The following is a 13,724-nucleotide window of genomic DNA, read 5'->3' on the forward strand; positions in this document are numbered from 1 at the left end:
GTGAGAATTGCCACCAATCCCGAAACTCATTGGTCGATGTCATCGGTAGGATGTTGCTGATGCCAGATAGGGTTGCCCAGCAGAAAGCGTTGGCGAGCTGCTCGATCGACTATAGTCGCGACAGGCAGCAGCGCGCGAGGCCGTAGGGCCAGCGTTACGATCACGATCGCGATGCCGGTCGCGATCAGCAAGGGACCGAGAAGAAGTCCCATGCCCCATCCGTCGCGTAGGACGGCGAACACGACAGTGACCAGCAGCAGCCCTGCGCCGACAGTCACTTTCCTGCGCCGACTGCCATTTGGCATCGGTGATCCGGTAACCGCGGTCCAGTGCGCACGGCGGACAAGTGCGATCATGGCGGCACCGACGATGGCCGGTAGCAACGCCGCGACAAGCAGGATGGAAGCAATCACGGCTTGCTTCCTGCGGATCGGGGATCACGACGTGTAACGATTTGGCTGCGGGCGTGTAGCCGGCGTGCGGCGATCCATGCGAGGGCAGATCCGCATAGAAGAACGAGATCGACGCCCGCAGCACTCCATCGACCGCCCGCTCCGTCGAGGGGCAGCACGTTGCCCGTCGTCACCCAGTCAAGCAGTACGGCCGCAAAGCACGCGACGCCGATCGCGACGCTCTGGTCGCGCCACGCCGTGTGCGGCCGTAACCAGGCATTGGCGAAGGCGAGCAACCAGACGACGCAGAAGACCCGCACTTCCATCCAGGCACGCGGCACGCCGGCGATCGTGGGCAAGTCCGGGAGCAGGCGGTTGGCGACGAGAAAGGCGAGCGAGGCCAGCACCAGCCCGGCGGTCGCACCGACCGACAGGCCGCGGACCAGCGCCAAGCCACGCACGCCTGCCTTGGCGTGTTGCTTTGCGCGCGACTGGATCCAGAACAGGAAGCCCGTCGCGATCAACGCGCACCCGGCAAGGCCGCTGACGAAGTAGAGCCAGCGTAAGGTGGTGTGCCGAAACCACGTATAATGCATGCCCGATAGATAGCTGAGCGTCATCAGCGTCGGACTGTAGCGGTGCGGCCCGGCGACCACCCGCCCGGTCGCGCCGTCGAACACAACGGTATTGGCGTCCATCGTCACTCGCGCGCCGGTATCCTGATGCACATGAACCAAGGCGGCGCGGTCGCCGGGATTGAAGACGAGCACCGTCGCCGGTGCCGCGACCGCCCACCGCCGCTGTGCCTGCCCTACCATTGCACCGAGCGGGGCGAGGTCGGCGGGCTGCTTGGCGGGCGAGGCCCGGGGGGTGCCATAGGCCTCGACCGCAAAAGCGGCCGGTTCGCCCGGATAGAGCACCGCCTGAATGCCAGGCAGATAGGTGCCCATGAGGATGACGAGCCCGGTAAACGAAATAAGGAAGTTGAACGGCAGGCCGACCACGCCGGTCAGGTTGTGCAGGTCGAGCGTAGTGCGCTGCGCCTTGCTAACGACCCGCAGCGTAAAGAAGTCGGCGAAGATGCGTCGATGGATGACGACGCCCGATACGCACATCGCCATCATTGCCATTGCGGCGAGCCCGGCCGCCACTCGCCCAAGTTCCAGCGATGGATGAACAAGCTGAAGTGGAAGGGATAGAAGAAGCCGGTGGCTCCCAGCGTCCGCTCCGGTGCGATGACCACGCCGGTTGCAGGATCGAGATGCAGCACCTGCCGCTCCGTCGCGGTGTCGTAATAGGCGCGCGCGGTCGGTTGGCGCGCGGTCGGCATCTGCACGCCCCAGCGCCGCGCCTTCGCCGCGACCGCGAGCGGATGCATCGTCCGTGCGATCGCATCGACGGACACCGCTACCGGGACGGCGACACGCGTCGCGGGCATCATCCAGCGGTCGATCTCCCGATCGAAGATAGCGAGCGTCCCCATCCAGAAGATCGCGAAGAGCAACGCGCCGACCACTAGCCCCATCCAAGTGTGGAGCCAGTTCATCGAGATACGGAACGCCTCGCTCATGCCGTCGCCGGTCCCAGCAGGTGAACGAGCATTGTGGCTGCGGCCACGATGCCCGCGAGGACGAACCATGCGCGCCAGATCGGCGCGTGGAACGCCCAGATCAGCATGACGAGAAAGCCGGCGATGGCAACGATCGAGGCGGCGACCACCGCATCGGCGCGCGCCATGCCCGCGCGCGCGAGCAGCACAGCAAGGAGCGCGCCGGACGCGGCGGTCGCGGCGTAATTCCCCGCCAGCGCTGCGGCGACGCGCGCGACGATTGCTCCCCCGGTCACCACCGGAATTGAAGACGGGCGGTGAGGCTGCGGCCCTGACCGTAATAGCAGGCCGCGACGCTGTTGCAGGTTGCTACGAACCGTTCGTCACCGACGTTGCGTCCGTTGACCGACAGCAGCAGCCCTCTCAGGGCCGGGTTCGCGACGCCGAAGTCATAGCGAACGAAGACGTCCAACAGGGTGTAGTCGGGAATGCGCAGCGTGTTGTTGGTATCGCCCCAACTCCTGCCGGTGTAGCGCACTCCACCGCCGAGCCCGAGACCGGCGAGTCCGCCGGTCTGGAAGCGATGGTCGACGAACGCGGATGCGAGCCATTCGGGTACCTGTGGCAGATCGAGCCCGACCTGCGAGCGCCGCACGCCGTTCGCCAGCAACGTTGCGTTTGACTTCGTGATCTCCGCATCCGAGCGCGTGCCCGTTAGGATGATCGCGGTGCCCCAGGGCAGGCTCGCCTTACCCTCCAGTTCGATGCCGCGCACGCGACCCTCGCCGGTCTGGACCAGGCATACGGCAAGGCCACACAGTGTGCCCGCCGGGTCGGGCGTGGTGATATTCTGCTGCGTGATCTGATAGGCGCCGAGCGTCACGTAGATATTGCGGCCACGCTGGAAGCGCAGCCCCGCCTCATATTGTTGGCCTGTGACGGGCACAAACTGGACTGCATTGAGCGAGCTCGACGGGTCGCTGACCTGCGGTTGGAAGCTCTCGGCATAGCTCGCATAGGGTGCGAGCCCATTGTCGAAGAGGTACACGCCGCCCGCCCGCCAAGTCACGGCATCGGACTCGTTGCGGAAACTGGTCGGTGCCGCAGGATTGGTGAAGTTGACAGTTGTATCGTCCGCCTCGTCCTGACGCACGCCGATGGTAACGCGCAACCGTCCCGCCTCGATCTGATCCTGCGCATAAAGGCCGCGTTGCTTCGAGACGGTATCGATATATACCAGCCGGGTCAGCCCGACATCGTAACCGGCCGCACCGCGCTGAACCGGATTGAGGATGTCCAGCACCGGAAGAACCCGCGCGCCCGCGACCGCATCGCGGCCGTGCTGCCATTCGGTATGGAAATAGTCGACGCCAGCGAGCAGCTTGTGCGCTACCGGCCCGGTGTTCAGTTTGAACTCAAGCTGCGTATCGGTCGCCCAGCCATCGCTGTCGCCAATCCCCTGTACGCCGCGCCGCTGGACGGTGCGGCCGGGAATACAGCCTGGAATCGTCGTGGGGCAGGTCGCCAAGGTGCCGCCCGACAGCAGCACGCCGCGGTACAGCGTCTCGAGCCGCGTGAAGCGGGTATTGTTGCGGATGGCGAGGCGGTCGCCGAAGTGGTGCTCGAAGAAGCTGCCAGCGAGATACTGGTTTCGATCGAACTGGTTCCAGTCGCTCTCGCCCAGATTGGCGTCGTTCTCGATGAACCGTCCAGCGGTCGGCGTCAGGACGCCCACGGCAGGGAGGAACTGGAATGTCGAGTTGCCCTCGTCGCGCTGATACTGGCCGAGCAGCGTCCAGGTGGTTTGTGCGGTAGGCTGCCACGTCAGGGCCGCGGACAGGTACTGGCGGGCGTTTTCGGTGTCCTTGACCGACGTTTCGCCATAGCGCGCGAGGCCGACGATGCGGCCCGCCAGCGTGTCGGTGATCGGGCCGCTATAGTCGGCTGCGCCTTGGTAGCTCCACCGGTCGAAACCATTATAGCCCACGCCCTGCAGCAGCACCTCGCCGCGCGGTGTGAAAGTGGGTCGCTTCGAGACGACATTGACGACGCCGCCGGGTGCGGTCTGGCCGTAGAGCGCGCCCGATGGTCCCTTCAGCACCTCCAACTGCTGGAGCGCGAAAGGGTCGAAGCCGGGGCGGGTCCACTGGCCGCCAGACGGTAGCCGGAGGCCATCGACGAAGTTGTTGTTCGAGGAGAACCCGCCTGCGCCGAAACCGCGCACCACGACCTCGTCGGTGCGATTGTCGGCACCGTACGGCTCGATGTAGACGCCGGCGGTATAGCTGAGCGCGTCCGCGATTGTTGGCGAGGCGCGCAAGTCCAGCTCCTCACGACTGATGATAGAGATGGACTGCGGCGATTCGACGATCGGAGTGTTGGTTTTCGTCGAGGACGTGGCGCTCGACTGCCCCGTCGCCGTCACCACGATGTCACTGGACTGATCGTCCTCGCTCGGGCGCGCTTGCCCAGCCGCGGCGGTGCCGAGCGACGATGCCAAGAGAGAGATCGCGCACGCTGCTACTTTGATATGCACTAGTGGTTCCCCTTCGCAGAACGCACTAATGATAACAGCTATCATTATCAAGGTAGGGCGGAGCCGCTCAGCCGAACGGTGAGATGCGGGACATCCCGACGAGGAACGGGCCGCGAGACGGCCGGAGCTTTCCCATTGGGATCGGGAAAGGAGAAAGCGCCAGCTTTCCCGCAATCTGTCGAATGGATGTTTTGGGAACGTCGGTCGGTCGACCGGCAGCGAGCCTCTGATAAGGATGTTGGAAAAGCGATGGCGGCAGGTTCAACCTAGTGCCGCAAGACTCTCGGCAAGGTCCGCACGGCGGAATGGCTTCGTGAGGCGGGGCAAATCCGGCTCAATGCCCTCAGCCTCGTCATAGCCGGACACCACGAGTGCCCTGATATCTGACGGATGGGAAGTTCCTGCTTCCCGTCACCCTTCGAATAAATTAGACCGCTGCGGTCGTCCGGTCCGTTACCAGTTCCGATTGCGACTTTTCCGTACCGCCGAGGAATCTCAGTGCCTTGTCCTGCCAATCAGCGGGGAAGTCCTTCATAAAGCCAGCATAATAGCTGATCATGCTCTTTGCGTAATCCGGCGTAATCTCGCCCTTCAGGGCACCGTGAGAACGGGCGCCCTCGATTGCACTGGCAATCTGATTAGCGGGGTCGGTCCCGTCCGCGGACGCAGAAAAGCCGTTGTCGTCCACGACAGCCGTAAGCCCACGCATCGCTATAACGTTGTATCCCGTTGTCGCATGGATAAATGCGACGTCCTTTGAAGTGTAAGTCTTTCCCAGGGTGCCAGCACCGGAGTCGTCTCCAGATGCGTACGCCTTCGACCGTTTGATGGCGTCAAGCATATCCGCATGGCTGATTGTCCATGGCTTCACCGCAGCACTCCTGCTTGCTGGGGCAGCGTCGGTTGACTTCAGCAATTCCGCGACGGCGCTGGAGGACAACAAACTACCGGGCTGCACCGCAATGCTCGCATCTGAAGAAGGACTGCTCGATGGCGAAGCCGGTGTTTGCGTTTCTGGCTGGCTGACCCTCTCTTTGGGTCGTGCCGACAGGAGTGGGCCTACGGGCAGCGCGCAAAAGCCGACGGTCGAATTTGCGATCATCTAACCACCCCCCTCAACCTCCCTCCGACAGAACCGGGAAAGGCTTGCTCGCGTGGAGCACGATTTAGTGCCTAGACCATTATATGCCGAACTGCGGAGGGTCGGGTTCACGTGGCTATAAAAGCCGTAACAATGAGGCCAAAGCTACGACGGAGCCAAGTATAGTCGGTTTTCGCAAAAGGGAGCGGGTATCGAGGCGGCGCGGGCGTTCTCGGAATCGATGGTATAACGGGAAAGCTCGCTCAGGCCGGTTACAATCAGGCGGGGATCGTAAGTTCGCCACCAGCCTTGACGCGATCGAGTGCTATGAGGCTGTGAAAGCTCGCCACAGCATCGTTCTGCGCGAACAGGCGTCGAGTTATCGCTTCATAGGCAGCCATATCAGACGTGACGATCACCAGCACAAAACTGATTCCGCCGGTGACGTAGTAGCATTGCTGGACCTCTGGCGCGTCACGAAACAGCTTTTTGGCAGCGTCCACAGTAACTGATCGCTCGTCGGTTAAATGGACCTCGACGATGGATGTAATTGCCATCCCTACGGCTGCCGTGTCGACGATTGCGACGTTGCGCACGATAACGCCGGCGTCCTCCATCGCCGCGATCCGACGCTGGACCGCTGCGGCGGAGAGGTTCACCGCCTCTGCGATCGTCCTCTGCGGCGTCTTGTTGTCGCGCTGAACCATGCGCAGGATCGCGCGGTCGAAGGCGTCTAGGGAAGGACGGCGGGCTGATAGCGTGCGGGGCATAGGCGAGTAATTGTTGCATTTGGGCGCCCAAGCAAGAGCACACCGCTCGCACTGGTGATGATATGATCCGGCATCAGCAGCGAGGTTTAGCCGTGATGATATCGCCCCCCGACCAAACCGGCACCAATCGAACCACTCTCGGAATCGCTTGCGGTATGGGGGCCGGCGCGTTGTGGGGCCTTGTGTTTCTCGCCCCGGAGCTGGTGCGTGATTTCACCCCGCTGCAACTCGCGATTGGTCGCTATCTTGCCTACGGCATCATCTCGGCCCTGCTGATCGCGCCCCACTGGCGCGCGCTCGCCGGCACACTAGCAAGACGTGACTGGCTGGCGCTGGTCTGGCTGTCGCTCGCCGGTAATACGCTCTACTACATCCTACTATCGACTGCGGTGCAGAACGCCGGCATCGCCACGACCTCGCTTGTCATCGGCTTCCTTCCGGTCGCCGTGACGATCATCGGCAGCCGCGACCGCGACGCTGTTCCGCTTACCCGCCTCGTGCCCTCGCTGCTACTCTGTGCGGCCGGTGCGGTGTGCATCGGGTGGCAAGCACTCGGCCGCCCCGCCTCCGGTGGCGCCGGCCGCGATTTGATCGGCTTCGCTTGCGCGATCGGAGCGCTTGTCGCTTGGACAGCCTATGCAGTGGGGAACACACGCGCACTGGATCGCCTCGATCGTGTGTCCGTTCACGATTGGAACCTGCTGACTGGCGTAGTCACCGGCGCGCAGGCGTTGGCACTGCTCCCGGTCAGTGCGGCCGTTGAGCCGATCAGGCACGCAGCCGGTGCATGGATGCAATTCGGCGTCGTGTCGATCGCCGTCGCGGTGGCTGCTTCGATCCTCGGCAACGCGTTGTGGAACCGCATGAGCCGCCTGCTGCCGCTGACTTTGGTTGGCCAGATGATCTTGTTCGAGACCCTGTTCGCCCTGCTCTACGGCTTCTTGTGGGAACGACGCCTGCCGGTGCTGCTTGAGGTTGCGGCCTTTGTCCTGGTCGTAGTAAGCGTCCTGACCTGCATCGCCGCCCACCGGCGCCATACCACACTGCCCCGGCCTGTCACGGAAGAGCAGTTTGCATAACCCGCTACCAGCCTTCCCGATTGGGAACCGCTGTTGCAAATGCGTCCGCAGCGATCTCGCCGATAGACGCCTTGACGCCCGTTTTCCCAGAGGGATCGGGAAATGAGAATGGTGACGCTACTGGGCAGGGGGAACTGTTAGATTGCTGCCCAAGAGCCGGTATAGCTCGACGCGATGATGGCTCCGCGACTTGAAGGTGTCGGGACCGACACGTCGAAGCTCTCTATAGCCTAGTGACCGCCAGAACCTCTCCGCCGCCTCGTTTGCCTCAAGGACAGCAAGTCTTATCTCCTGTGCGCCGTGAGCCGCTGCCCATTGCTCGATCATGTCATAAATCGTTCGGCCGATGCCTTGCCCTCTGGCGGCGGAATCAACGATCATGAAGCCGAGATACCAGACACGATCGCTTGGGTAATCACGCAGGATGACGCCCACGGCTATCAGGCCGTTTTCACCCCGCCAGCCCATAATGGTTTGATCGGCCGAACTCTTTTCATCGGGCACATCGCGAAACATATCGATCGCATCCGCCAGCGTCGCCGGCTCCCCGTCCTGTAACATGAAGTAGTCGGTGCACCGGGCGTATAGGTCAGCAACGTCACCGGCATCATGCTCTGTCAGGATCGACGGCGGATCACTAATTGCGATCATCGTCCACGCCTAGCCTGCCGCTTGGCCGAACACGACCTTTCCCGATTGGGATCGAGAAAAGGGAAAGTGCGCGTAGGGCCAATCACGGCTATGCTGGCGAGGTATGGCAACGAGGCAGATACGGAACGCCGATGAGCTCCGATAGGATTGACGACGATACGTTTCCCGATGGTGTTTCCGATGGTGCCGGATCGCCCAGCCACGTCCCCAATCCCGCCAAACTCGCCTCGTCGTGCGCTGCCCTGTCGATCGAGGACATGCTGCGACAGGTGCCCGAAGGCGAAACTCGGCTGTTCGAACGACGGTCTGCGGAAGATGGAGAAGAGCGCTTCTACGCCGTGTGGCAAACTATAATTATCCCGGACGGTTAGAGTGGCACAACACGCTTGAATTAGAGAAAAACCCTTGGTTTGGGTCACACCGGAAGCCGCGTATTCCGGTGTCTTCGATGCCAACGCCGGATGTGACCTTCGATCGGGTGGCAAAGGCGTTGGTAGATTTCTATTCGACCGGTAGCCACGCATTCTTCCTGTCGGAACGACTGGTTGCCCTAATCGATCGGCTCGATCCCGGCTCGCTGGAACGGAGACCGGTCACCATCGGGGCGTCGAAGGGCGTAGAAGTGCCCTTCTTCATGGCGATGCCCAACAGAAACCAGTCCGCTGTCGATGCACAGCTTACCGACGTTCTCGTCAAGGACGAGGATTACGCGGGGAATGGATTCGATCAGTTAAGTTTCCCGCCGGTGCATCCTTTCGCAACGAGGATCTTGCCAACGTATCTTCCTTCACCGATCTCGACTTAATTGGGTGGTTCTGGTCGCGAGAATTGATCGAAGCCACTAAGGCGGAAGGTATACAGGGTCTACGAACGCTGTCAGCCAGATCGACGACCGGGTTCACGATCGACCGCCTTTAGCTTGACAACTCGTTATAACTATTGATCTTGTCAGGCGTGGAGCCAGCCCGGCAACTCGCCTTGGCCTTCCCGATTAGGAACGGCCATTGAGACGACTATGTCGACGGCTTAGCCGATCCGCTCCCAGTAGGCCCGTTTTCCCAAAATCCGTTCCCGAAACCGTTTTCCCAAAATGGCTTGGTCGACATGGAGTTACGGGAATGGAGGAATGCCCGATCGAAGTCGGGCACCGAGGAGGAACTGGCGGGCAGTTGCCGGAAGTCCCCGGCAGGGAGCGGTCCTCCGAGTCACTCGCGCGTGGAATGGCGAGTCATATCGACTGGAGCCAACAGCTCTCACTTTCAGCCAATCGTTCATTTGTATAATTGACTGCATTCGGCACGCAGGTCTGTGCCTGCACTACCTGCATTGCGGCTCGCGCTATTGGCGGGCCGAACCCGGAAACTGCGTAAACGTCTTGGGCGTTCGAGCTGGTAAAATCGGCGCTTGGCATACAAATCTACTAGGATCAGGGTACATCCGCATGATGTCCGAGCGTGCTTTCCGCTGATAGCACACGGCATGAGAGTCGAACATGATACCCACCACGTTATCCGATCCGGCGTTGAGGAGCGCGACTATCTGCGGCGTCGCGCCGAAGACCATCGTCGTCTAGCCGAAAAGAGCGCCGAACCGGGCGCCCGTGTGATCCACGGACGTCTTCAGCAGCTCTGTGAAGAACGCGCCGCCTGTACCGTTATGGTACTTAACGACTAGCGTCACACGCAAAAAGACCAGGAACAGGCATCTTCCCGGACTGTTCAAACGCCCGAACCGGCCGCGCTTTCGGGTCCGGCCGGGAGGAACCCCCATGAAGGTGTTTGTAATAGCAGCGTTCTGCGCGGTGACCCTGACCGGCTGTGCCGCGCCAGCCACCCGTATTTCGACGGGGCTTCAGCGCTATGGCCTCGACGACCCGCGTGCGGACTGCGTCGGCACCCGCCTTCAGAGCGACCTGTCGCTCGGGCAGCTTCAACAGCTCGGTCGCGCCGCTGCGGCCTATCGCAAGGACGATACCACGCCCGGCGTGCTGACGGTCAGTGACCTGCTGCGTGTTGCCGGTGAACTGAAGGATCCGGGCATCGCGTTGGCTGTGGGTAAGGCCGCCGCGGGCTGCGGCGTCCTTCCCTGACCGATTGCCCATCTTCATTCCTGCAAGGAACCGATTATGAACAAAGACGAATTTAAGGGTGGTGCCCGCTACGTGGGCGGCAAGGTCGAGAAGACGGTCGGCGATGCCGTCGATAGCCGCGAGTGGAAGGTCGATGGCGTCGTCGATCAGGTCGTTGGCGGGGCGCAGCACAAATACGGCCGCGCCCGGTCCATCGTCGGCGATGCGATCGACAGCGCACCCGAGTTGGTCGATGAGGCGCGCGACCGCCTGAAGGACGCCGGCGAACGCATCGCGGATACCGCACAGAAGAGCGGCAAGGCCGCGGCGCAGACCGTTCAGGATACACCCGCACTCTGGGCGGTTGCAGCAGCGCTGGTCGGCTACGGCCTTGCCTGGTTCATCCACGCACGGCGTCCCTAACCCCGTCATGGCCGAAGCGGCGTTCAAATCCCTTCGCGAAACGGCGGATCTGCGTCACTTGCGCCAGATCGTCGTCGGTCTGGATGAGGGTGTGATCCTGATCGATCCCGACCAGAGTCTGCTCTGGGCGAACGATGCTGCTTTGGCGATGCACGGTGTCAACGACATCGCAGCGCTGGGGGCGACCGTGGACGAGTATCGTTCGCGGTTCCAGCTGCGCTACCGCAACAATCACCGCCTCGAAGCAGACGATTATCCCATCGAGCGCGTAGTCACCGGCGACTCCTTTTTTTGGAAGTCGTGGTGGAGGTAACTGTCGGCGGGGAAGACGCCCCCCGCTGGGTACATCAGGTGCGCAGTCTCGTCCTCAACGACGCCGATGACGCTGATCCTGCATGCCTGGTGATGGTGATCCAGGATGTATCGGCGCGTTTCGAGGCAGAGGATCGCTTCGAGCAATCATTCAACGCCAACCCGGCACCCGCCGTGATCTGCCGTCTGAACGACCTACGCTTTATCAAGGTCAACCAGGGTTTCCTCGACATGACCGGGCATGATCGAGATCAAGTGCTGTTCAAGACGGTCTATGACATCGATGTGTTGCGTCAGGCGGAAAAGCGCGACTTGGCCAAGGAACGTCTGTCCGAAGGGCGGACCATTCCGCAGATGGAGGCGGAACTCGAGCTGCCCGATGGCGGTACCAAGCTCGTCATCGTGGCGGGGCAGCCGATCGATATGGGCGAACAACCCTGCATGCTGTTCACCTTCGCGGATCTCGAACCGCGCCGGAAAGCCGAAGGCTTGCTACGCGAAAGCGAAGAGCGGTTCACCCGCACCTTCCAGCTCGCACCGGTGCCGATGGCGATCGGCGTGCGCGACGGACACCTGCTGTGTGAGGTGAACGCCAGCTTTACCGAGATGACCGGTTACAGCCCGACCGAGATCATCGATCGCCCGCTCGGCGACATACGGCTTTGGGAAAACGACGCGAAACGTTGCGAGATCGAGGCGTCGATCGACGGCGGACACGACCTTAGGGGTTACGAAGCGCGCATCCATACGAAGGACGGTGACAGGATCGATTGCATCGTCTCGACCGAGGCGATCACGCTGGGTGACGACGCCTGCGTATTATGGGCGTTCCAGGACATCACGCAGCGCAAGGCGACCGAACTCGAACTGGTCGAAGCGATCGAGGCGGTGATGAAGGATACGAGTTGGTTCAGCCGTTCGATCATGGACAAGCTGGCACGGCTTCGTGCCCCCCAGCCAGACGTCACTGGCCCGGGCCTTGATGATCTCACGACGCGCGAACGCGACGTCCTGGCGCTTATCTGCCGCGGTTACGACGACAAGACGATCGCACGGACCCTCGATGTCGCCGGCAACACCGTCCGCAACCATGTCGCCCGCATCTATGCCAAGATCGGCGTGAACCGTCGCATCGCCGCGGTCGCTTGGGCCCGTGCCCGCGGCTTCGACGGCCAAGGCGTCATGCAGGAGCGGACCGAACAGGAGACGGCAGCATGACCACCCGACGTTCAAAGGCAGCGGCACCGACCGATGCCAAGGCGAAGACCGCGGCGACGCGTGAAGCCAAGGGTTCCGTCCAGGAGGCGATCGGCAAGCTTATCGGCGACGACGCTGCGCGTGAGCGCGGCACTGCCGAAAAAGAGGCCGGCGCCACTGACGCTTCCGACATCCAGAAATCATCGCGGCCCTGACCGCGGCGACCCTATCGTTTCAACAGGAGTATATATGGCGACCAACGTAACTAACGGCCTCGCGCCGGTCGATAATGCTTATGTGGGCAAGACCGCGACCCGGCTGTCATGGGGAGCGATTTTCGCCGGTGTCGTCATCGCGGTCGCGGTGCAACTCGTCCTTGGCATTCTTGGGGCGGGCATCGGTCTGACGATGGTTGATCCGGTGGAGGGCACTACCCCGGGTGCGGCTGGTTTCGGGATCGGCGCCGGCATCTATTGGTTGATCACGACCATTCTGGCGCTGGGTGCCGGGGGGTATGCCGCGGCGCGGGTCGCGGGCGTGCATGAGCGGTTCGACGCTCTTGTCCATGGCCTGGTCGTTTGGGGCGTGACGCTGATCCTCACTCTGTATCGGCGCGGTGGCTGGCGCGGCCGGCACGACGGTAAGCGCGGCAGCACCGAAGGCTGCGTCGATCGCCGGGATCGACGAAAGCGATGTCCGCAGCGAGGCCGCCGCCTATCTGTCCGATGCGCCGAGCGATCCGTCGCAAATGACGGCCGAACAGGCGCAGAAGGAAATCGCCAAGGAACTTCCCGCCCTCGCGCGGGGTGGTGTCGATGGCCAGCAGGCGGAGAGCCGCATCGTCGATATCGTCGCTGCGCAGCGTAAGATCAGCCGTCCCGAAGCCCAGGCCCAAGTGACGCGCGCCAAGCAGCAGTTCGTCCAAACGAAAAACGAGACCGTCGCCACCGCCAAGTCGGCGACCGATCAAGCCGCCGACGCGGCTGCCGGCACGTCGTTCGTCCTCGTCTTTGCGCTGCTGATCGGCGCAGCAGCATCAGGTTTCGGTGCAACCGCGGCAACCCGTCGCCGCTTGCGCTGAATGACCGCGGCGGATCGGCGTACCGCATCCGCCGCACCCCCGTTGCCCCACGTGAAGGAGAATGTCATGACGAAAAAAATCGGCCTGATGCTGGCACTGACAACCATGATTGGACTTGCCGCCTGCAATACCGTGAACGGCGCCGGCAAGGACGTTAAGTCCGCCGGAACCGCGATCTCCAGCGCGTCAGGCGAGAATAAGAAGTAATCGCGTAAAGCGCCGCCTGATCTGGAAGTGATCGGGCGGCTCTTCAAAAACCGCTGTCTGACTCAACTTTAGCCGCTTGCTCATCCCCGCATTACGACCGCTTTTGGCGCCTAACCCTGCGAACTCGAATGTTGCGACTGAGCGATAGTCTAGGCGGCGTGGACAAATTTGAGCCAGTATCTGGCGGTGGCGAGATGGACCATGCCGAGGAAGCTACTAGTCAGCTGGTCGTAGCGGGTAGCGATGGCACGGTTGATCTTGAGGTGGCCGAACATGCGCTCGATGCGGTTGCGCTGCTTGTAGAGCGTTTGGTCATACTCGATCTTCACGCGGCGGTTTGATCGGCCGGGAATGACGGCTTCGATGTTCCGCTTGGTA

General features: G+C 62.2%; 20 protein-coding genes. 10 read left to right on the forward strand and 10 right to left on the reverse strand.

Going from position 1 to position 13,724, the window contains the following annotated elements; all coding sequences use genetic code 11:
* Positions 1–26 precede the first annotated feature (26 nt).
* The 7 genes from JAO74_RS18290 to JAO74_RS18315 form a co-directional block, all read right to left on the reverse strand.
* The gene (locus JAO74_RS18290; protein ID WP_199041713.1) at positions 27–413 is read right to left on the reverse strand and encodes a DUF3325 family protein; all 387 of its coding nucleotides are present in this window, start codon (positions 411–413) and stop codon (positions 27–29) included.
* Complete coding sequence (locus JAO74_RS18295) at positions 410–1,543, reverse strand: PepSY-associated TM helix domain-containing protein (RefSeq protein ID WP_332908854.1); 1,134 nt, start codon at positions 1,541–1,543, stop codon at positions 410–412. Before JAO74_RS18295 ends, JAO74_RS18290 begins: the two co-directional genes overlap by 4 nt.
* Complete coding sequence (locus JAO74_RS18980) at positions 1,513–1,962, reverse strand: PepSY-associated TM helix domain-containing protein (RefSeq protein WP_233151225.1); 450 nt, start codon at positions 1,960–1,962, stop codon at positions 1,513–1,515. Before JAO74_RS18980 ends, JAO74_RS18295 begins: the two co-directional genes overlap by 31 nt.
* Positions 1,959–2,237 (reverse strand): hypothetical protein, encoded by a 279-nt coding sequence (locus tag JAO74_RS18300; protein ID WP_199041719.1) that lies wholly within the window; start codon positions 2,235–2,237, stop codon positions 1,959–1,961. Before JAO74_RS18300 ends, JAO74_RS18980 begins: the two co-directional genes overlap by 4 nt.
* Positions 2,234–4,441: a TonB-dependent siderophore receptor gene (locus JAO74_RS18305; protein WP_233151227.1), complete on the reverse strand. Its 2,208-nt coding sequence runs from the start codon at positions 4,439–4,441 to the stop codon at positions 2,234–2,236. Before JAO74_RS18305 ends, JAO74_RS18300 begins: the two co-directional genes overlap by 4 nt.
* 463 nt (positions 4,442–4,904) lie before the next feature.
* The gene (locus JAO74_RS18310; protein ID WP_199041726.1) at positions 4,905–5,579 is read right to left on the reverse strand and encodes a hypothetical protein; all 675 of its coding nucleotides are present in this window, start codon (positions 5,577–5,579) and stop codon (positions 4,905–4,907) included.
* 257 nt (positions 5,580–5,836) lie between these two features.
* Positions 5,837–6,328, reverse strand: a complete 492-nt coding sequence (locus JAO74_RS18315; RefSeq protein ID WP_199041729.1) for an Lrp/AsnC family transcriptional regulator — start codon at positions 6,326–6,328, stop codon at positions 5,837–5,839.
* Positions 6,329–6,423: 95 nt separating this feature from the next.
* Between JAO74_RS18315 and JAO74_RS18320 the strand changes: the two genes are divergently transcribed.
* Entirely contained in the window at positions 6,424–7,407 is a 984-nt protein-coding gene (locus tag JAO74_RS18320) for a DMT family transporter (protein WP_199041759.1), read from the forward strand.
* Positions 7,408–7,524: 117 nt separating this feature from the next.
* On the opposite strand, the gene JAO74_RS18325 is transcribed toward JAO74_RS18320, so the two are convergent.
* The gene (locus tag JAO74_RS18325) at positions 7,525–8,058 is read right to left on the reverse strand and encodes a GNAT family N-acetyltransferase (RefSeq protein ID WP_199041732.1); all 534 of its coding nucleotides are present in this window, start codon (positions 8,056–8,058) and stop codon (positions 7,525–7,527) included.
* 131 nt (positions 8,059–8,189) lie between these two features.
* Here JAO74_RS18325 and JAO74_RS18330 point away from each other — a divergent pair, with 131 nt between their 5' ends.
* The 7 genes from JAO74_RS18330 (at position 8,190) to JAO74_RS18355 (ending at position 12,273) form a co-directional block, all read left to right on the forward strand.
* Positions 8,190–8,429, forward strand: coding sequence for a hypothetical protein (locus JAO74_RS18330; protein WP_199041735.1), 240 nt, complete (start codon positions 8,190–8,192; stop codon positions 8,427–8,429).
* 77 nt (positions 8,430–8,506) lie between these two features.
* On the forward strand, positions 8,507–8,863 hold the full coding sequence (locus JAO74_RS18335) for a hypothetical protein (RefSeq protein ID WP_199041737.1): 357 nt from the start codon (positions 8,507–8,509) through the stop codon (positions 8,861–8,863).
* Positions 8,864–9,826: 963 nt separating this feature from the next.
* Positions 9,827–10,147, forward strand: coding sequence for a hypothetical protein (locus JAO74_RS18340; protein WP_199041740.1), 321 nt, complete (start codon positions 9,827–9,829; stop codon positions 10,145–10,147).
* Between the two features lie 36 nt (positions 10,148–10,183).
* A complete protein-coding gene (locus JAO74_RS18345) occupies positions 10,184–10,549 on the forward strand; it encodes a CsbD family protein (protein WP_199041743.1) in 366 nt (121 codons plus the stop codon).
* Between the two features lie 7 nt (positions 10,550–10,556).
* Positions 10,557–10,862 (forward strand): PAS domain-containing protein, encoded by a 306-nt coding sequence (locus tag JAO74_RS19205; protein ID WP_332908855.1) that lies wholly within the window; start codon positions 10,557–10,559, stop codon positions 10,860–10,862.
* A gap of 92 nt (positions 10,863–10,954) precedes the next feature.
* A complete protein-coding gene (locus JAO74_RS18350; RefSeq protein WP_332908856.1) occupies positions 10,955–12,079 on the forward strand; it encodes a helix-turn-helix transcriptional regulator in 1,125 nt (374 codons plus the stop codon).
* Positions 12,076–12,273 (forward strand): hypothetical protein, encoded by a 198-nt coding sequence (locus JAO74_RS18355; protein WP_199041746.1) that lies wholly within the window; start codon positions 12,076–12,078, stop codon positions 12,271–12,273. Before JAO74_RS18350 ends, JAO74_RS18355 begins: the two co-directional genes overlap by 4 nt.
* A gap of 106 nt (positions 12,274–12,379) precedes the next feature.
* Here JAO74_RS18355 and JAO74_RS18985 read toward each other — a convergent pair whose 3' ends face one another.
* A complete protein-coding gene (locus JAO74_RS18985; RefSeq protein ID WP_233151229.1) occupies positions 12,380–12,625 on the reverse strand; it encodes a hypothetical protein in 246 nt (81 codons plus the stop codon).
* A gap of 49 nt (positions 12,626–12,674) precedes the next feature.
* On the opposite strand from JAO74_RS18985, the gene JAO74_RS18990 reads away from it, so the two are divergent.
* Together JAO74_RS18990 and JAO74_RS18365 are read left to right on the forward strand one after the other, a co-directional pair.
* The gene (locus JAO74_RS18990) at positions 12,675–13,139 is read left to right on the forward strand and encodes a hypothetical protein (RefSeq protein ID WP_233151230.1); all 465 of its coding nucleotides are present in this window, start codon (positions 12,675–12,677) and stop codon (positions 13,137–13,139) included.
* Positions 13,140–13,205: 66 nt separating this feature from the next.
* Positions 13,206–13,346 carry an entericidin A/B family lipoprotein gene (locus JAO74_RS18365; protein ID WP_199041749.1) on the forward strand — a complete coding sequence of 47 codons (141 nt, stop codon included), beginning with the start codon at positions 13,206–13,208 and terminating at the stop codon, positions 13,344–13,346.
* A 149-nt stretch (positions 13,347–13,495) separates the two neighbouring features.
* Here JAO74_RS18365 and JAO74_RS18370 read toward each other — a convergent pair.
* On the reverse strand, positions 13,496–13,724 hold a 229-nt coding region (locus tag JAO74_RS18370), incomplete at its 5' end, for a transposase (protein ID WP_199041751.1).

Source organism: Sphingomonas mollis, from assembly GCF_016427505.1.
In the GTDB taxonomy this organism is placed as follows: Bacteria; Pseudomonadota; Alphaproteobacteria; order Sphingomonadales; family Sphingomonadaceae; genus Sphingomonas; species Sphingomonas mollis.